Source organism: Thalassobacillus sp. C254 (assembly GCF_001310615.1).
The window spans coordinates 46,442-65,739 of record NZ_BAXQ01000010.1 but is presented as its reverse complement, the minus strand read 5'-3'; the positions used below and the strand labels follow the sequence as shown (position 1 = coordinate 65,739).

15 protein-coding genes and 5 pseudogenes are annotated in these 19,298 nt (G+C 41.7%); 5 read left to right on the top strand and 15 right to left on the bottom strand.

All coding sequences use genetic code 11. The annotated features are described in order from the left end of the window. Window positions 1–21: 21 nt before the first annotated feature. From nadA to nadB, 3 genes are read right to left on the bottom strand one after another with little or no spacing between them, the layout of a single operon-like run. On the bottom strand, window positions 22–1,125 hold the full coding sequence (gene nadA, locus JCM19033_RS11140; protein ID WP_054636361.1) for a quinolinate synthase NadA: 1,104 nt from the start codon (window positions 1,123–1,125) through the stop codon (window positions 22–24). Further along, on the bottom strand, window positions 1,112–1,963 hold the full coding sequence (nadC, locus tag JCM19033_RS11135; RefSeq protein WP_054636399.1) for a carboxylating nicotinate-nucleotide diphosphorylase: 852 nt from the start codon (window positions 1,961–1,963) through the stop codon (window positions 1,112–1,114). The genes nadA and nadC overlap by 14 nt, the downstream gene beginning before the upstream one ends. Before the next feature lie 5 nt (window positions 1,964–1,968). Further along, on the bottom strand, window positions 1,969–3,537 hold the full coding sequence (nadB, locus tag JCM19033_RS11130) for an L-aspartate oxidase (protein WP_054636360.1): 1,569 nt from the start codon (window positions 3,535–3,537) through the stop codon (window positions 1,969–1,971). 88 nt (window positions 3,538–3,625) lie between these two features. Between nadB and JCM19033_RS11125 the strand changes: the two genes are divergently transcribed. Beyond that, window positions 3,626–4,765, top strand: a complete 1,140-nt coding sequence (locus JCM19033_RS11125) for a cysteine desulfurase family protein (protein ID WP_054636359.1) — start codon at window positions 3,626–3,628, stop codon at window positions 4,763–4,765. Further along, the gene (locus tag JCM19033_RS11120) at window positions 4,765–5,295 is read left to right on the top strand and encodes a transcription repressor NadR (RefSeq protein WP_054636358.1); all 531 of its coding nucleotides are present in this window, start codon (window positions 4,765–4,767) and stop codon (window positions 5,293–5,295) included. The genes JCM19033_RS11125 and JCM19033_RS11120 overlap by 1 nt, the downstream gene beginning before the upstream one ends. A 42-nt stretch (window positions 5,296–5,337) precedes the next feature. On the opposite strand, the pseudogene JCM19033_RS11115 reads toward JCM19033_RS11120, so the two are convergent. The 10 genes and pseudogenes from JCM19033_RS11115 to JCM19033_RS11075 all read right to left on the bottom strand — a co-directional run bounded on the left by JCM19033_RS11115 (window position 5,338) and on the right by JCM19033_RS11075 (window position 14,846). Next, window positions 5,338–6,329, bottom strand: a pseudogene (locus JCM19033_RS11115) (acryloyl-CoA reductase). A 62-nt stretch (window positions 6,330–6,391) separates the two neighbouring features. Continuing rightward, window positions 6,392–6,997, bottom strand: coding sequence for an alpha/beta hydrolase (locus JCM19033_RS11110; RefSeq protein ID WP_054636357.1), 606 nt, complete (start codon window positions 6,995–6,997; stop codon window positions 6,392–6,394). A gap of 31 nt (window positions 6,998–7,028) precedes the next feature. Next, window positions 7,029–8,004: pseudogene (locus JCM19033_RS11105) on the bottom strand (ring-cleaving dioxygenase). A gap of 202 nt (window positions 8,005–8,206) precedes the next feature. Continuing rightward, the gene (locus JCM19033_RS11100; RefSeq protein ID WP_054636398.1) at window positions 8,207–9,886 is read right to left on the bottom strand and encodes a DASS family sodium-coupled anion symporter; all 1,680 of its coding nucleotides are present in this window, start codon (window positions 9,884–9,886) and stop codon (window positions 8,207–8,209) included. Between the two features lie 944 nt (window positions 9,887–10,830). Next, the gene (locus tag JCM19033_RS25710; RefSeq protein WP_269758146.1) at window positions 10,831–11,100 is read right to left on the bottom strand and encodes a response regulator; all 270 of its coding nucleotides are present in this window, start codon (window positions 11,098–11,100) and stop codon (window positions 10,831–10,833) included. Continuing rightward, entirely contained in the window at window positions 11,097–11,669 is a 573-nt protein-coding gene (locus JCM19033_RS25705) for an ATP-binding protein (RefSeq protein WP_269758145.1), read from the bottom strand. The genes JCM19033_RS25710 and JCM19033_RS25705 overlap by 4 nt, the downstream gene beginning before the upstream one ends. Continuing rightward, entirely contained in the window at window positions 11,666–12,655 is a 990-nt protein-coding gene (locus JCM19033_RS25700) for a hypothetical protein (RefSeq protein WP_269758144.1), read from the bottom strand. Before JCM19033_RS25700 ends, JCM19033_RS25705 begins: the two co-directional genes overlap by 4 nt. 255 nt (window positions 12,656–12,910) lie before the next feature. Then, window positions 12,911–13,588, bottom strand: a complete 678-nt coding sequence (locus JCM19033_RS11085; RefSeq protein WP_054636356.1) for an MOSC domain-containing protein — start codon at window positions 13,586–13,588, stop codon at window positions 12,911–12,913. Window positions 13,589–13,611: 23 nt separating this feature from the next. Then, window positions 13,612–14,283 (bottom strand): phosphatase PAP2 family protein, encoded by a 672-nt coding sequence (locus JCM19033_RS11080; protein ID WP_054636355.1) that lies wholly within the window; start codon window positions 14,281–14,283, stop codon window positions 13,612–13,614. Window positions 14,284–14,462: 179 nt separating this feature from the next. Next, window positions 14,463–14,846 (bottom strand): hypothetical protein, encoded by a 384-nt coding sequence (locus tag JCM19033_RS11075; RefSeq protein WP_054636354.1) that lies wholly within the window; start codon window positions 14,844–14,846, stop codon window positions 14,463–14,465. 297 nt (window positions 14,847–15,143) lie between these two features. Here JCM19033_RS11075 and JCM19033_RS11070 point away from each other — a divergent pair, with 297 nt between their 5' ends. The 3 genes and pseudogenes from JCM19033_RS11070 (at window position 15,144) to JCM19033_RS11060 (ending at window position 18,015) form a co-directional block, all read left to right on the top strand. Beyond that, the gene (locus JCM19033_RS11070; protein WP_054636353.1) at window positions 15,144–15,866 is read left to right on the top strand and encodes a (Fe-S)-binding protein; all 723 of its coding nucleotides are present in this window, start codon (window positions 15,144–15,146) and stop codon (window positions 15,864–15,866) included. A gap of 1 nt (window position 15,867) precedes the next feature. Continuing rightward, window positions 15,868–17,293 (top strand): annotated as a pseudogene (locus JCM19033_RS11065) (LutB/LldF family L-lactate oxidation iron-sulfur protein). Beyond that, entirely contained in the window at window positions 17,290–18,015 is a 726-nt protein-coding gene (locus JCM19033_RS11060; RefSeq protein ID WP_054636352.1) for a lactate utilization protein C, read from the top strand. Before JCM19033_RS11065 ends, JCM19033_RS11060 begins: the two are co-directional and overlap by 4 nt. A gap of 41 nt (window positions 18,016–18,056) precedes the next feature. Here JCM19033_RS11060 and JCM19033_RS11055 read toward each other — a convergent pair. Both JCM19033_RS11055 and JCM19033_RS11050 read right to left on the bottom strand, forming a co-directional pair. Beyond that, window positions 18,057–18,619: pseudogene (locus tag JCM19033_RS11055) on the bottom strand (shikimate kinase). Between the two features lie 170 nt (window positions 18,620–18,789). After that, window positions 18,790–19,169 (bottom strand): annotated as a pseudogene (locus JCM19033_RS11050) (hypothetical protein). Window positions 19,170–19,298 lie beyond the last annotated feature (129 nt).

Sequence of the window (19,298 nt, the reverse complement as noted above, 5' to 3'; positions counted from 1 at the left end):
GAGGCTTACACTCTTGTTTGGTTAAGCAAAGGAAAGCATTCGCTCCAATGCTGTCTTCGCAAAAACAGCAGTGTCCTTATCCACTTTGATAATGTGATGAGGGTGGTTCTTTTTTATTGAATCAAGGGACCACAGCAAATGAGGAAGGTCAATTCTGTTCATTGTTAAACAAGGACACATGGCAGGATTTAACGAATGTATCTCTTTATTTTGATGAGTATGTTTTAGACGCTGAACCAGGTTCATCTCGGTTCCAACAGCCCATTTGCTCCCAGCCGGGGCCTGCTCTATTGTCGTTATAATCTTGTTCGTCGAACCGTTGTAGTCAGCAGCCTGAACGACCTCCCAGGAGCATTCTGGATGAACGATAATCTTTGTTTCCGGATCAGCGGCTCTTAAGGTTTGAATTTGGTTCACGGTAAATTTTTCGTGGACAGAACAATGCCCTTTCCATAGAATAACTTGAACATCTTCAATCCTCCCCTCATATTCAAGGCTGCCTTTTATCGGATCCCACACAGCCATGTTTTCAAGAGGAATGCCCTTATCATAAGCAGTATTCCGCCCAAGATGCTGATCGGGCAAAAACAGAACCCTCTTTTTTTGGCTGAGTGCCCAATCAAACATCACACCTGCATTAGAAGAAGTAACAGTGGCCCCTCCATGTTTTCCGCAAAAAGCTTTTATAGCTGCGGTGCTGTTCACATACGTCAGAGGAACAATAGTATCTTCAAAAAGCTCCATGAGTTTTTCCCACGCTTTTTCTGTCTGGTCGATGTCGGCCATATCGGCCATAGAACAGCCTGCCCGTAAGTCAGGCAAGATTACCTTTTGATCGTCAGAAGTAAGTATGTCGGCTGTTTCAGCCATAAAATGCACGCCCAAAAAGATCACATACTCTGCCTTATTGTTTTGCTCAGAAAGTCTGGCGAGCTGCAACGAGTCTCCCGTGTCATCAGCAAATTCTATGACTTCATCTTTTTGGTAGTGATGGCCGGGAATATAAAGGCGCTGACCCAGCCTCTTCTTATGTGCCATCACCCTTTCACGCAGTTCTTCCTGATTCATTTGTAAATAATGTTCTGGTAGACGAGGGATTTGTTCAATCATCTCAAGAAAGCTCATATGCTTTTACCTCCAAATTAAAACTAATATCAAGGGATGGGGCTGAATGAGTTAAACATCCCATGGAAATAAAATCTACACCGCACTGACTGTATTTATCTAAATTTGATAAATTGATTCCTCCTGAAGCTTCAGTCAGTATAGAGGAAGGCACTAATGATATCGTTCTCTCTATCTCTTCAGGGGTAAAGTTATCAAACATAATAATATCTGCTCCGCTTACCACAGCTTCTTCTATTTCTTTCTGATTTGTAGCTTCAACTTCAACTTTTACAGTCGGCCCAACGTGCTTCCTTACTTTTTCTATTGCTTTTGAAATGCCTCCGGCAGCTTTTATATGGTTATCCTTAACCATCACTGCGTCATAGAGACCAAAACGGTGATTAAACCCTCCCCCTACGCGAACGGCTTCTTTCTCAAACATTCGCAGACCAGGAGTGGTTTTTCTTGTATCACAAACCCTTGTCTTCCCTTCAGATAATTTACTTACTGCCTGTGCTGTAAGAGTTGCAATTCCGCTCATACGCTGAAAAAGATTAAGCATGACTCTCTCTCCGCTTAATAAGAGTTGTACAGGACCTTCTACCTCTCCTATCGTCTGGCCTTTTTTCATTTCTTCCCCTTCTCTTACGAAAAAGGTTACTTTAATGTCAGGTGAAATGAACCGGTATCCTTCTTTTACTACTTCCAGGCCTGCAGCAATGCCAGGTTCTTTGCAAACCCACGTTCCTTTAGAATAATCCTCTTTTGAAAAAATAATTTCCGATGCAAGATCCTGTGCTCCAATATCTTCTTTTAAAAATCTAGCTATTTCTTCCCTCATCAAAATGCTATTCACTTTTCTCAAAAGCCTCCTTCAGGTGGTTTGCTCGCTTTTATCAGTGTTTTTGTCATGCCGTTATGACACATCCACTGTTTTTTTCTTTCCCTGTTTTGACTATCGTTACGGTAATGAGCCCCGAGGCTTTCTTCACGATTTAGGGCACTCTCCAGTACTAAAGAGCTGGTGACAAGCATGTGCCTTATTTCTGCTTCCTCAGATGTTGCGGGCACAAAGCTGTCTTCGATAGCCTGTAAATGTCTTTTACACCAGTTTAACGATCTCTTCATGGCCAGCTCATGCCTGATCACACCAGCTCCATCATGCATGTTCTGTTTTATCTCTTCCTTGGATGGAAGATGTCTTTTTGTGAAGGAAGGATTCTTCCTCTCTTCCGCTGGCTCACCTGGAAAATCACTTTTCATCTCTACCATTTTCTTCACTTCTTCGGCACACCATCTTGCAAACCCGCATGCCTCAAGGAGAGAGTTACTGGCAAGCCTGTTTGCCCCGTGAATACCTGTATAAGCTGTCTCTCCTGCAGCAAACAGTCCTGGCAGGGTTGTCTGCCCTCTGCTATTTACGACCACGCCTCCCATGTTAAAGTGAGCCCCCGTCTCAATCAGGATTTTCCCGCCTGAAAATGAAACTTGGTTGTCACTGCACCATTTATATATCGTTGGGAACCTTGTTGAAAAATCAACTATATGTTGAATATCCAAAAATACTTTTTGTCCTTTATTTCTCCACTTGGTTACTTCTCTTGCCACTATATCCCGAGGTGCCAGATCTTTTAACGGATGACTTTCCATAATAGGGATTCCTTCTTTTGTAATCAGGCGTGCCCCTTCCCCTCTCACTGCCTCTGAAACTAAGAAAGTATTGCCATTGTCCCCTCTTGTCACTGTGGGATGAAACTGAACCATTTCTAAGTCAGTCAGCAGAGCCCCGCCCAAGTAAGCAAGGGAATATCCATCCCCAGTTGCCTGCTTGCCGTTCGAAGTGACTGGATATAACTGACCGGCTCCTCCCGCAGCTAATATGACAGCTTTTGAAAAGTATGTATGATAATGGCCTTCCGGTGTAACCGTACGTACCCCTCGGCACTCTCCTTCATGGACAATCAATTCATAGGCTGTTTCATCTTCCCGCCATGTAACATAGTCTTCAACAGTTTTTAGAAATGAAGATACCATGACGGCCCCTGTTGCATCACCACCCGCATGAAGGATTCTCCTTCTTTGATGAGCACCTTCTTTTCCTAAGGCCACGTTGCCGGCTGAATCAATATCAAAAATAATCCCTTTCGACTGGCACCACTTTGTAATATCAGGGCCATTCTGGACAAGCTTTTTTACCATTCTTCTTCGTTGATGAGCTCCCCCTGCCGACAGCGTATCTTGGTAATGGAGCTTCCAGTGATCGTTTGCTCCTATTGCTGCTGCAATCCCTCCCTGAGCTAAAAACGAGTTGCTTTGCTGCCTTCTTCCCTTCGTTATTATGGTCACCTGACAGGAAGAACCTAAGGATTCAGCTGCAACCAATCCTGCTAAACCACTTCCAACCACAACCACATCTGCTTGATGCTCCATTCCCTTCACTCCGAATCTTAACATGTGTCTTGACACTTATGTTTACACAACTTTACAATAAATACAAGACAAAATTAAAGGTGATATCATGATTTATTTAGATTATTCTGCTACTACTCCCATATCCGATCTTGCTTTAAAAACATATATGCATGTTTCCACACATTACTTTGGAAACGCTAGCAGTCTTCATACCTGCGGAACAGATGCTGCTTCTATTATCGAATCAGCCCGATCTACAATAGCTTCCCTGCTTACTGTCACCCCCCGCAGTATTTATTTTACAGGCTGTGGTTCAGAAGCTAACAGTTCTGCTTTAATCGCCCTTGCGAAGGGAAACGAACGTAATGGAAAACAGCTTGTTACTACTCCTCTTGAGCATCCATCTGTTTTACAAACCTTTGCTTACTTAGAATCACAAGGTTTTACTGTTTCAAAAGTCAGAGTAAATGAATATGGCCAAGTATGTTTATCCCATTTGCGGGAACTTTTACAGGAAAAGACCGTTTTGGTCTCTATCGGACATGCAAGTGCAGAACTGGGTACCATTCAGGACCTTGAAAGCATTGGTGACATAGTAAAAGAGCATGGAGCTTTGTTTCATAGTGATTGTGTCCAAACCTTTGGAAAAGTCATGATACCAGTAAAGGAAGCACATCTTGATTCCTTCTCTATTTCCTCTCACAAAGTTTACGGGCCAAAGGGTGCAGGGGCTTGCTATATCTCCCCGCAAACGAGTTGGGATTCTTTTTTTCCTCATACGTCTCATGAAAAAGGATTGAGACCTGGAACAGTAGACACTGCTGGAATAGCCGCATTTGCTGCTGCAGCCGAGGAGACTTATTCTATGCAAACAGACATTGAAAAGAAAGTAAGAAAGCTGAGCGAGCACTTTACGAAAACTGTGCTCTCAGAGGAATCAATCATCCTGGAAGGCCATCCTGATAAGAGGATTCCAGGACACTTTGCTTTGCGTTTTGATCAAAGAGAAGGCCAATATATCATGCTTGAGCTCAATCGCCGGGGGATTGCCGTTTCCACCGGGAGTGCCTGTCGTGCAGGGAGCTCTTCTCCACCAGCCTCCATGATTGCTTTGGGGAGATCATCAGAGGAAGCACATGGTCTGATCCGTCTTTCCATGGGAAAATTTACGACAAGAGATGATATTGAAAAAGCCGTGGAAATAATGAAAAACCTGGCCAGCAGGGAAATGACAGGGGGGATATAATGAAAGAAAAATTAATAGGAGAAGATAGAAGAAAGCTTCTCTTAGAGTGGCTTAAAACAGCTCACGAGCCCATTACAGGTAGCGTTTTAGCAAAAAAAACGAATGTAAGCCGTCAAGTCATTGTCCAGGATATTTCCATATTAAAAGCCAGAAATACTCCTATTCTTTCTACATCCCAGGGATACCTTCTGATTTCTCCTTCAAGACCGAATGCGTTTAGAAAAAAAATAGCCTGCTGTCACTCGGCTGATAAGAATGTAACTCAAGAGGAACTGCAAATCATTGTGGATCAGGGAGCCACTGTCTTGGATGTGTCAGTAGAGCATCAGCTTTATGGTGATATCACCGCTTCTCTTATGATTGCAAGCCGCAGGGATGTACATGAATTCATAAAAAAGTTTACTGAGACAAAAGCAACTCTTCTTTCAGAATTAACTGGTGGTGTTCACTTGCACACCATTGAAGCCCCTGAGGAAAAAATACTGATTGAAACCGAGAAATCACTAAAGGAAGCCGGGTTTCTGTTATAACCTTTCACAAAAAAAGCCAGGCTTTCAGCCTGACTTTCTGTTTTATTTGCTTAATGTAACAATTGTACGTCCCCGGACTTTCCCTTGTAATATATCTTCTAACACTTGAGGAAGTTCATTTAGGGATATTTCACTTACAATCTCGTCATTTAAGTGACTGGGCTTCAAGTCATGTCCTAGTCTCTCCCAGACTTTTTTTCTAATATCCATAGGACACGTCACTGAGTCAATCCCCAGCCAGTTAATGCCTCTTGATATAAAAGGAAAGACCTTCGTAGAAACGTCTGTCCCACCAGTCAGTCCGCTCGTAGCAACAGAACCTCCATATTGAAGAGTGCTTAATATATACTGAAGAGTCTGCCCTCCACTGGATCTACGGCAGCAGCCCAGCGCTCTTCACGCATAGGATTTCCTTCATGATCCACAATTTCTTCTCTGTGGATAACTTCCCGGGCTCCAAGCTTCTTCAGATAATCTTTTTCATCTGTTTTTCCGGTACTTGCTGTCACGTGGTATCCTCTGTTTGCAAGAATATCCACAGCAATACTGCCGACTCCACCGGTTGCTCCTGCAACTAAGACAGGACCGTTTTCCGGTTTAAGGTTATTATCTTCCAGGCGCTGAACGGATAAGGCAGCCGTAAATCCTGCCGTGCCTAGGATCATTGCTTCTTTCATACTAAGTCCTTTAGGCAGGGGAACCACCCAGTCTCCAGGCACCCGAGCTACCTCACTGAACCCTCCGTGGTGCCCGGTCCCTAAATCATAGCTCGTAACAATAACTTCATCGCCTTCTTGGTATCGCTCATCTTTCGACTCCATGACTCTTCCAGCGAGGTCGATTCCTGGAACCAGCGGATAACTCTCTACAAACTGCCCCTGTATGGCAACAAACCCATCTTTAAAATTCACACTTGAGTACGCAACCTGGATGGTGACCTCTCCTTCAGGCAAATCTGACAGGCTTAATGTCTTGATGTCTCTTGTTACTTTTTCGTTTTCCTTATTTATTACAAATGCCTGGAAATTTTCCACTCATCTTCCCTCCCTGTCTTTTTCTTTTCTCTGCTTATCAGATGTTTACTTATTGGTCTAAATCAAGAATATTGTTCAAACCACTTTTTTGCTTCTTCTATTTCCTCTCTTATCAGCTGGTGACCGCCTTCTGTCCAGTACTCAGTAACTGAAGCTCCCGCCTCCTGTAAGTGGCGACTAAGCTCTTTTGTCTGCTCAGCAGGAATAAGGGGATCTTGTTTGCCTGCCCCGATGAAAACAGGGGTTTTATTTAAGGAAGGAAGCTCTACCCCGCGGCGGGGTACCATGGCATGAAAAAGAGCTGCTCCTGATAGAGAATTTTCATAATGATACAGCAAACTTGCTGCAATGTTTGCTCCATTGGAATATCCTACTGCGACAACATTTTGACGATCAAAGCCATATTTCCCTGCGCATTCGTCTATAAATTCATGCAGTTCTCTGGTGCGAAAGACCAGGTCTTCCTCATCAAATACACCTTCTGCAAGACGCCGAAAGAAACGGGGCATTCCATTTTCAAGCACGTTCCCCCGTACTCCCAATACAGAAGCTTCTGGAGCTATCATTTGTGCCAGTGGCAGTAAATCACGTTCATTCCCCCCCGTTCCGTGGAGGAGCAATAATGTTGGAGCGTCTGTGTTACTTCCTTTGTTATAAATGTGTTCCATCGTCGTTCTCCTCTCTATGGCCTTTTAACACCTATTGTTTTGTATCAAGGGGCTTCAGTCGCGCTTCTATGGATTCTCTTTGATTCTCTAAATAAGGAGGGAGCGCCAGGCTTTCTCCCAAGGTTTCAAAGGCTCATCCCCTTCAAAACCAGGTCCGTCTGTGGCAAGCTCAAAAAGAATCCCGTTTGCTTCCCGAAAATATAATGAACGGAAATAGTACCTCTCGACAAAACCAGAGTTAGGAAGGTTATTATCATTGAACAGCTGCACCCATTTTCTCAGCTCTTCTTCATTTTCTACACGAAAAGCGACATGGTGCACACTGCCTCTCCCTGGTCTTTCTCTCGGAAGATCATTATTTTCTTCCAGAAACACTTCTCCTCCTGTTCCTCCTTCTCCGGTTTCAAACACTCTAATGGTGGATGAGCCTTTTGCAGAAGTGAAGGTTCCTGTTTCCTTAAAGCTTAAAAGATCCGTTAATACACTGGCTGTCAGCTCCGGCCTGGACACAGTCAAAGTGACAGGACCCAACCCTCTTATGCCGTGTTCTGCAGGAACCGGGCTTTTTCCCAAGGCTTTCCTGCAGGGACTCCTTTATTCTTCTCATCTGATACCAGAACGAGCCGCTGGCCTTCAAAATCACGGAACGGCAAAACCGCTCTTCCTGACTCCTGTGTGATACCGTCATGTTCTACGTCATACTCATTAAAACGATTTTCCCAGTAACCTAAGGATGCATCAGTTGCAACTCGTAAGGAGGTAGTGGAAATACTGTTTGTTCCGTAATGAGTGCTTCCTGCGTTCGGTATTTCAAAAAATGTTAAATCTGTTCCCGGATTTCCTCTTTCATCAGCATAAAACAAATGATATACAGAGGTGTCGTCTTGGTTTACCGTTTTTTTCACAAGTCTCATGCCTAAAATATTTGTATAAAACTCATAGTTCTTCTTTGCGTCCCCGGTTATAGCCGAAACATGGTGAACCCCTTTTAGCTCTTTCAGATCCACAGCTCTCACTCCTTATTATCGAATAACGTCACCTTACACTTTTCATACGTTACTAACCTTTTTTTAGTGACATAAGTATAAAATAACGTACATTTCTTTAAAACAAAACCAATACGCTTTCCAAACATAAAAAAACAGGCCCACGGTTATATGATCAACCTGGCGGACCTGTTTTATTAAAGGAACGACTATTTTGTTATCGTTAGAGCCCCTGCTGAAGATCAATTCCCCATAGCATTGGAAGCCAGAGAGTGACAAACACCACGATGAGAATAATAGCAACAATATTTATCCAGAAACCGTTCTTTACCATTTCGATAATCTTCAGTTTTCCTGTCCCGAAGATAATGGCATTTGGCGGCGTACCCACTGGAAGCATAAATGCACAGTTAGCTGCCATCGCACAAGGTACCATCAGAGCGTACGGGTGGATATTTAAAGCAATCGCAAGAGACGCAACTACTGGCAGGATCATCGTTCCCGTAGCAGTATTTGAAGTGATTTCTGTTAAGAACAATACCAAAGCTGTTGCTACTAGTACAATTAAGATAAAGTTCATGCCTTCAAGAACTGTCAGCTGCTCTCCAATCCATCCGGAAAGTCCTGTTTCACTAAAGCCGGCAGCTATAGCCAAACCACCACCGAACAAGAGCAGAATTCCCCAAGGAATCTCTTTTGAATCTTTCCAATCCAAAATCTTTGCTTCTTTTCCTTGTCCCGCTGGAATTAGGAACAGCAGAATGGTAGCCGTAATAGCGATCATACCATCCGTAAGACCTGGGATTTCCACGATTCCATCTGCATCCCATAAGAACGTTCGTGTAATCCACATAAACGCTGCAAACAAGAAGACAGCTAGTACTGCTTTTTCTTCTGGTGATGTTACTCCAAGAGCCGCCTTTTCTTTTTGAATAAGCTCTCTTCCACCAGGAAGTTGTTTTAATTTAATAGGGTAAACCACTTTTGTAAGGTACAGCCATGTACCTACAAGCAAGATAAATACTAATGGTGCTGCGAATGCCATCCAGCTGGCAAACGAAATTTCGGTACCAAATAATTCATTAACAGTCCCAGCAAGGATAATATTCGGCGGTGTACCAATCAATGTACCTAGTCCACCAGCTGTTCCTGCATATCCAATACCAAAAATAATGGCTTTCTCAAATTTCTTAATTTCACTTTCACTGCTTTTATCACCTTTCAACGCTTCGGATACTTGATAGGTGATGGCCAGGCCGATTGGAATCATCATCATAACCGCTGCAGTATTGGAAACCCACATGGAAAGAAAACCTGTGGCAATCATAAATCCAAGAATAATACGCTGTGTGCTTGTACCAATAAGACCTATAATGGCTAATGCCATCCGCTTGTGAAGGTTCCATTTTTCCATTGCGGTCGCAATAAAGAATCCTCCAAGGAATAAGAAAATAATATCATTTCCATAAGCTGATACAACCGTGTCGCCATCTAATGCTCCTGTAAGAGGCAGGAGAATAATAGGCAGGAGCGAGGTAGCCGGAATAGGTATGGCTTCCGTGATCCACCATGTTGCAATCCACATTGTAACTGCCAGCACTGCAAGCCCTTCGGAAGATAATCCTTCCGGCCTGAAAAACATAAGTGTCAGGGCAAATAACAATGGCCCTAAAATAAGACCTACTAATTGTGCACGAGTATAAGCAGGCTTATTTGAATCTCCAGACGGACCTTGGGGACCACCGGATGAAGTATTCGAATCAGTATTCTTTTCTTGTGAATCAGCACCGTTGTTCTTGTTACCCATTTCCTTAAATTGAGAAAAAGTTAACAATTTCTTTGTCTGAGTTGAAGAAGCCCATAGACTTTTCCAAATCGACGATGTAAGTGAACTTCTTTCCATAAGCTTTTTCACCCTTCCTGTAAACGCTTACCATAAGATTAATTGAATATTTTGTCGAAGTATATCTTTTGTAACTATTACAAACCTTTTGTAAGTAAAAAAATCAAATATATTCCCTATTTTAAGAATTTTATAGAAACGACTGTTACAATTAACAGATTCTTTCTTACTAAAACGAAAACACGAGTAATTTCCCGCACCTGGATAAGTAAAGAAGGAGCAGACAGATTGTCTTTTGAAAATATGGCAGAGAGAAAAAATTTTCACTTGCTCATGTATTCAAGGAGCCAAGCATGTGTTTTCTTTGATCTCCTGCGAAAAAAACAGATCAGAGGTTTCTATTGCTTCCTCATATGCCTCATGAAAAACAGCTTATTTTTTTTACTATACTTATAGGAATAATGGGTTTAAACAGTAAAAACATGCTGTTGAAAATCCTTTCTCAACAGCATGTCCTGACATTACATTTGGATATTCTCACAATGTATCCAGAGCTAGTCAACAGAGGCTACAAAAGACTGAAGCACATCCTTTTTTTCTGATTTCAGGCGATATCTATGAAGGGGTCTCCCCGTCGTTTGATAACTCACCTGGACAAGCAATATTTCTATATCCACAAGGTGCTGTAAGTATTTTCGAGTAGACACACGTGATATCCCCGTTTCTTTAGCCACATCCGCTGTGGAAAACGATGTCGTTTCCCAGTCAAGAATTTGTTTAGCAATGATAGCAAAAGTAACTTCTGTAAGCCTTTAGGCAGTTCCAGGGGGTTATAATTAGATCTTTTTTTCTTAAAAGAAACGCATCCAGCTCCTCCTGGCTGACAGCCTGTTCATCTTTCATTAATTCAGCTTTCTTTTTGTATTGCAGTAAAGATTCTTTAAATCTTTCAAAGTCAAAGGGTTTAATCAAATAATCAACCGCTCCATAGCGTAAAGCCGTTTTTATAGAGGTATTATCATTGGCAGCCGTAATGACATTGCATCAATATTGCTGCCTTCTCTTCGCAGTTCAACGAGCATATCAAGACCAGTATCGTCAGTCATATAAACATCCAATAAAAGAAGATCGATTTTCTCTTGTTTCAAAACCTTCCATGCTTCTTTAACGTTATGAACAATACCCGCCGCATGAAAACCATTAATTTTTTCAAGATATATTTTATTAAACTTAGCAACCATCGGATCGTCTTCTACTATTAACACATTTATCATACTTCTTCCCCTTTATAAGGAACTTTCACTGCAAATGTCGTACCTTCTTCTTTTTCAGATATGACTTCCACTGACCCATTTACATTATCAAGGGCTCTCTTTGTTAAGTACAAGCCGTACCCGCGATTCTGTCCTTTTCCTGACCTGCCTTTTTCAAATATATAGTCTTTATCGGAAGGGTCAATTCCATGTCCATTATCTTGGACTTTAAAATAAAAATAACCCTCTTCATAATTTACAGTAAATGTGACTTTCTTTTCCTCTTGATTTTTAACTGCTTCATAAGCATTTTCACTTAAGTTCCCAATGATTGTAATTAAACCATCCATCTGCTCTGAATCCTTTAGGTCAGGTAACGGATATTCACCTTTAAGATCTACTGTCACACCCTCTTCTCTCAGTTGACTCATTTTGTTCAGTATATATCCAGCTAATACAGGATCCTTTACAAGGCGGGAAACAGAGCCGATTTCCTTTTGATAATTTTTGGAGATCTGATCAATATACTCCTTTAACTCCTCATATGACTCAGTATGAACCATGGCGGACATCACGTGAAGACGGTTCATAAATTCGTGTGTATGGACACGCAGGTTTCTGCGTACGTTTTGGCATCAGTAAGCTGATCAATTAATGTAGTAAGCTCTGTTTTCTCTCTAAATGTTGCCACTGCCCCTACAATCTTCGTATCAGTTATGACAGGAACCCTGCTGATAATAATATCTATACTTCCAAGCGTTTCCTCGCGGTCATACTCACCCTTTTCATTGTCGATAATGTTTTTCATTCCGAGCTCAGGGAGAAAGGTATCAATTTGTTCTCCGATAGGATCTTTCATAAAACCTGCTCGCTGGAAATACTCTTTAGCCTCTTCATTAGCAACAACGACTTCACCCTTATCATTTACAGCAATAATCCCTTCCCGTACTGAAGCAAGCATGGCATCTCGTTCTTTAACCAGCTGGGCAATTTCTTGAGGTTCCAGGCCGTGCATGGTTTGTTTCACTCTTTGGGCCAGAGCAAGGGCTCCTAAAAGTCCCACTAAAAGACCCATCAATGTGCCAAAGAATACAACAGATTGAGACTCTAACACTTCTTCCTCAATGTTATCAATTAAAATTCCCACAGAAACGACTCCTAATTGCTCGTCACCAGACCATACGGGCACAAAGGCACGTAGTGATTCCCCTAATGTCCCTTCTGCAATGGACGTATAGCTTTCCCCGGTAAAAGCTCTCGACTCATCGTTCCCCACAAAATATTCTCCAATTCTGTCTTGTACTGGATGGGAAAAACGTAAACCTTCCATATTCATAACCACAATGTATTCTACCTCTGTATCTTCCTGAACGGTACGAGTGTAGGCTTGGACATGTTCATCAGCCTCTTCATTATGTAAGCTTTCTTGTACTGCTTCCGACCAACTTACACTTCTCGCTATCGACATAACCTTATCAGCCTGATGCTCACGTGTTTGGTGTGTCGTGTAATTGCCCGCGAACACTCCGGTTAAGGCAAGGGATACGACCAGCACAATACATATTAATATTGTCATCCAGCTTGGAGCCCAATAGACTTTCTAACTCTTTCTAAGATCTCTCGCATGGAACTCTCCCCGGCTGTGACTGCTGGAGGCAGGATACCACGTCAGCCACTGTTCTGCATTTCTGCTAAAGACACTATATCAAAAGTCTTGGTTGATGTTCAGCTTTTATGTTTTTTCTCAACGTATTGATTATATTTTATCATACAAAATTAGCGCTCAATTCATTGAAAATTTTAATAGAATTGAACGCCAGGTTGTAATGTTTTACATTTCTTCTAGTTTTTTTAATTTCTTTTCAAATGAAAGTCTCCAACTGTCAGTAAGCTGTGGAAGCTCAGTCAACCTTTTCAGGCTTTTTTGATCAGGCTGATGGTGATAGGTAACTTGATTCACAAAATCTATTGAGACATCTGAACCTCTATTCTTCAGGATAAACAAGTCATTGTCCGACACATACCCTTCTTCGAGAACTCTGACGTAATAGCCAGTATAACCCGTATTTTGTACATCCAAAGGCAGTTCTTTAATTCCATGGCGTTTGGCCAGCTTATGACAGGGCTTTCTCGGTTGAGCTACTTCTACAAGGGCTTCCCCCCACTGAAATATATCTCCAATGCACGTGTTCGTTTCCGTATAGCCTTGTAAAGTTACATTTTCACCAAAGGAGCCTGATGGCCAAGAGCCTGGAAACCTGTTTTTCCAATACTTATAGTGTTCAAATGGATACACACATACAGCCTTATCTATCCCTCCATGATTTACCAGGTCAGCTTGCTGATCTCCGTCAAGGTTATAAAAGGATAAATACAGGGCCTTCTCTTTTACTGCCTCCTTATAGATACCAGACAATATTTCTTTTTCCCCTTGATGGCTTAATTTTTTTGCCTTGCCAGTATTTAATGAAACTACGCTTCCTTTTTCCACTGTACCAGCTCCCACCATAAATAATATCCTTTGTTGACTAGTTACTTCCTAAGAAAGCTTTGTTGGAATTTACCTCTAAGTTTCTCCTCACCAGAATAAAACAAAAGAAATAAACCAAGTGAAAACAATATAGCGGCCAGGATATCAGTTGGGTAATGCCAGCCCAGGACTACCCGAGCAAGCGAGGTTCCAATAGCAATAACAAAAAGAAGAAGAATGACGGTGCCTTTTACCATCCCGCCTTTTCTTATGACCCTGTCCCATACATAAAAAAGCAATAAGCATAGAAGCGTAATACGCATCGTATGTCCGCTTGGAAAGCTAAAGGACGGAATATCCAGACTAAACTGGAAAACTTCTATGCTTCGCGCTTCTCCCGGCCGTTCTCTTTGAAAAAATACTTTTAAAAGATAATTAAAAACAATTCCAGTACCAGTAAGCAGTACAAAAGACAAAGCTTCAAATCTATACTTTTTTATCCAAAGTAACAGTGCTGAAAATATGGTGACAAATAGAATGATCTCCGGGGCTCCAAGGCTTGAAAAGATGAGTGCTGCATTATAGAGCCACTGGCCGAACGCTGTTTCTGTTATTCCTTGAAACCAATGAAAGATATCAAAATCAATGGCAAAAGTCCAACTCCCGATAAGGAAGGATATAACAAACATCATTAAAGCCAGTCCAGCTGTTATTTTCTTGTTAGTAAAATCCATATGTAAAAAATCTCCTTGTCTCCTTATTCATCTGAAAGTGCGCATTCTTGGCTCCTTTAAAAGGAAAGAGGAGCCATGGGAAGTAACAGCTCCTCTTGTTTTTTAATTTGGAAAAAAAGGCATACCGAAAACATAATGAGCAATCGCAAAACCAACGATCATTAAGATAACTCCTACAGTCAGGCCGCGTAGAGCTTCTTTTGTTTCATTACCAGCTCTGCTTTCCATACGTTGTCCTCCTTTACCTTTGATATTCTCTCAGCAATCTCATCAAAGATAAAAGTAGACTGGAATTTCACAGGTAAAGACAATAAATATTTTAACATAAGTGCAACCGACTCATCAGATATAAATTCAATATTCGTTGTTTCTTCTCTATTTGCTTCGAGGAAATATATATATCCCGTTTTCACTGAAGTATAAAAAATATTCAACGGCTCTGGCACCATTTCCCCATCACTGTATGCTACTGAAGGCAGCAATAAGACATTATGGGCTTTATCCAGACCTGTTGTCATAGAGAAAGTAACTATGCCTAAACTGCAAAGAAGAAAAAGCTTCATCTTCTGCCTCCTTTCCAGGGAACTTAGTAAGTATACATACTATATTATGGTTCCATTCTTTCACACATATGAATATTTTCTTCCTTTTCTATCCCCAACGATCCCCGTTTGCCACTATAGCTTTAAGTATAAATCAGGTATTGAAACCGTCAATAAAGAAAAAAACACGTTATACGCCAGGATAAAACAATTCATTATCTATTATTATCAAAAAATAAAGCATTTTCTCACATTACTCTGTTAAAATGGCTTTAAAAGATCTTTGTAAGCGATTTCTCAAAAGGCGAGGGGATTAGAATGAAAGTCTCATTATTTATCACATGCTTAGCTGATGTAATGTACTCAAACGTTGGAAAAAGTACAGTCGAGCTGCTTGAAAAGTATGGGTGCGAAGTTGATTTCCCAGTAAACCAAACGTGCTGCGGGCAGCCAGCCTATAACAGCGGTTATCATAAAGAGTCGAAAAGAATCGCTAAACATTTCATTGAAGTGTTTGAGGATGCTGATTATGTTGTAGCTCCCTCTGGTTCTTGTATAGCCATGGTAAAAGAATATGAGCACTTATTAAGCAAGGACAAGGATTGGGCGGATAAAGCGAGAAACCTAAGCAGGAAATCCTATGAGCTTACGCAATTTCTAGTGGAAGTAGTAAAGGTTGAAGAAATTTCTGCAAGACTTCCCGCTTCAGCTGCTTATCATAAATCCTGTCATATGACCCGTCTGTTAAAGGTGACTGACGCTCCCCAAAACCTTCTTTCAAAAGTGGAGGACTTAGAGATAAAAGAACTTCCTAACAGCCAGGACTGCTGCGGGTTCGGGGGAACTTTCTCTGTGAAAATGACACCGATTTCCGAACAAATGGTAGATGAGAAAGTAGCCCACATAGAAGAGACAGGAGCAGAAATTCTCATTGGGGGAGACTGCGGTTGTCTGATGAATATCGGCGGTCGGATTAACCGCTTAGGGAAACCAATTAAAGTAATGCATATTGCCGAAGTTTTGAATAACGAGGTGAAATAACATGCCAATGAAAATAGGAGAAAAAGATTTTTTTGGACGGGTTGAAGACGGCATCCAAAACAGCTTTATGCGAAAAGCTGTAGCAGGAGCGCAAGAACGCATGCAGGACAGGCGGGCAAAAGCCTCTGAAGAATTGGGAGACTGGGAGAAATGGCGGGAGCTTGGTGAAGAAATCCGTTCACATACGTTAGAAAACCTTGATTATTACCTAGAGCAGCTGGCTGAAAACCTCAGCAGCCGAGGGGGTCATGTCTTTTTTGCTCAGACACCGGAAGAGGCAAATGACTATATTAAAAAAGTAGCTCAGACTAAGGAAGCTAAAAAGATCGTTAAATCAAAGTCCATGGTCACAGAAGAAATCAACATAAATCACGTCTTGGAAGAGATGGGTTGTGAAGTGATTGAAACGGATCTCGGTGAATACATTCTTCAAATTGACGATCACGACCCTCCCTCCCACATCGTTGTCCCTGCTCTCCACAAAAATAAAGAACAAATTCGTGATACTTTTCGTGAAAAAAAGGGCTACACCAACACTGAAAAACCAGAAGAGCTTACCCTCTTTGCAAGAGAGATGCTTAGGAAAGAATTTTTGTCTGCTGACCTGGGTATTACTGGCTGTAATTTTGCCGTTGCAGAATCAGGTTCCATTTCTCTCGTGACAAATGAAGGAAATGCAAGACTCGTTTCCTCACTTCCCAAACTCAGATTGCCGTTATGGGGATGGAAAGAATTGTTCCAACGTGGGAAGAACTTGATATACTGGTCTCCCTGTTATGCCGAAGCGCTGTCGGACAAAAGCTGACAAGCTATATTACAGGACTTACAGGTCCAAAAGATGAAGAAGATGCAGACGGACCTGAAGAATTTCACCTGGTCATTGTTGATAATGGCCGCTCGAATATCCTGGGAACAGAATTTCAATCTGCCTTCACTGTATTCGTTGTGCTGCCTGTATAAATGTATGCCCTGTTTACAGACATGTAGGCGGTCACTCCTACGGTTCTATCTATCCCGGGCCCATCGGAGCAGTACTGACACCTCTTTTGGGGGGCTATGATGATTATAAAGAATTGCCTTATGCCTCTTCTTTATGCGCTGCATGCACAGATGCCTGTCCGGTAAAAATTCCTCTTCATGAGCTTCTAATCAGCCATCGTCGAAAGATCGTGGAGGAAGAAAAGAAAACAAGCTTTGGAGAAAGAATGGCAATGAGAGGATTTGAAATGGTAGCCACTTCTTCCACCTGGTATCGTATTGGTGTAAAGTCAGCCCCGCAAATGACTGTTCCGTTCGCCAGAAACGAAATTATTTCCAGAGGCCCGGGACCAATGAAGCCGTGGACTGATATTCGTGATCTTCCTGCTCCTAAAAAAAATTCTTTCAGAGAGTGGTTTAAAAAGCACCGGAAGGAGGGCCAATCATGAACAAAGGAACCGTGGAAAACAAAGACAGCTTTTTAGGAATGATTGCAGATAAATTAAACCGTCCCCGTATAACTGACCCAGTGGCTCGCCCTGTATGGAAAAACTCTCCCCAGTGGGAAGTGTTACGTGATGCCAACCAGGAGGAGCTTGTCGAGGTACTGAAAAAACAATGCCTGGCTATTCACACTCAGCTTGTAGAAACCTCTGTGTCTGACTTAAAAGAAACCATACGCCAAGAACTAATGAATCTTAATGCTTCTTCTCTTGTCACCTGGAAAGATGAGCGCTTTTTCGAATATGGGCTCTCTGAATTTTTCACAAAAGAATGCCCGGAGCAGGATATCGATTCATTTACATGGGATCCCACCCTTTCAAGAGAAGAAAATGTCAAGATGACTGAAAAAGCTGACGTAGGAATCACTTTTAGTGATATAACATTGGCCGAATCAGGAACAGTGGTTTTGTTTAGCGGGTCTGGTAAAGGACGATCAGTCAGTTTACTGCCAACAAACTACATTGCTCTTATTCCTAAAAGCTCGCTAGTACCAAGAATGACCCAGGCTGCTTCTTTCATTCATCATGAAATCGAAAGAGGCAATGATGTGGCTTCATGTGTCAACTTCATTTCCGGTCCAAGCAACAGTGCTGATATTGAGTTAAATTTAGTTGTCGGTGTCCATGGTCCTGTCAGGGCTACCTACATTATTATTGATGACAAATAAAAGAGGTCCGGGCCACTATATATTAGGCCCGGACCTCTCATTTATTCCGGCTGTGGCTGGTACAATTCCCAGCCTAGCTTTAACGAGCTAACGATATAATCAACAACCTCTTCAACGTCTTTCTCATCGGTTTCTACTTCAAAGCTGTTAAGCTTATACATTTGTTCTCTTTCTTTATAAAGAGCTTCAATTTCTTCCAGACTTTTGTTTTGAAGCACAGGGCGGCTGTCTATAATCAGATCAAGCCGGTCTTTCCAGGAATCCCACGTCAAATCTAAAGAAATAACGATATTAGATTCTAAGCACACCTTTCTGATATCAGGCTGTGCGTATGCTCCTCCACCTAAAGAAATGACTTTTAAGCGGGTATCCCTGCACCAGCTGATCGTCATTTCCCTTTCCATTTCTCTGAATTTCTTTTCTCCCAGTTCTTTAAATATATCCGGCACCTTCATACTATACTTTTTTCTATTTCCTGATCTATGTCTATAAAATCACGAAATAGATTTTTGGCAAGCAAAGAACCTACGCTTGTTTTTCCCACACCCATAAAACCTATTAAAACAATATTTCGCTCTCTTAACGGATAAACTTTTGGTCCCATTTATAACAACTTCCTTTTTTATGAAGGTCACATATTATGGTGAAAATTTTAATGCAGTAAATAGTGAAAGTCAATAAGAAGGCAGAAATGACCATTCCAAAATATTTGTGCCTTTTTTTCTTCCATGAGTATGCTCAACCTTTTTAAAGTGTGACCGTTATGTTTATGACTTACTCTTTAATGTATTCCGCATCGTAACTATTTTCTCCTGCATGAACTGTAAGAAGCGTATCTGCGTACCTACCAGCCTGTTGATCAGTTCGTCAGCTATCTGCTGTATGAGCAGGCTCTCTTCTTGCTGATGCAGTTCAGGATTATTTATTATAATCGTGGTATTGATAAACACATCCCTGTTTCCTTGTAGATCGTATTGGATAAACACCTTTGCAGGTGCTCCCCCAAGGGAAGGATCTTCAAAGCCGGGTATAAATACATACCATTCCTCTGCAGTAGCTGAGCGAAAATTTTTTGTAAATCCTAATCCTTCAATGATCTTGTTCAGCTCAAGAGGTTCATGCCTCGTCAGCTTAGTCACCTTGTTTTTCTTCAACGCCGATCACCCTGTATTTTTTATGTAGTGTTTGTTTCATACCTGGTATCCATTCGCTTTCCCCATCATTATGTAAATATAGAAAGGAGTTAGAACGAAACCTTCTAACTCCTTTACCTATTTACAAAC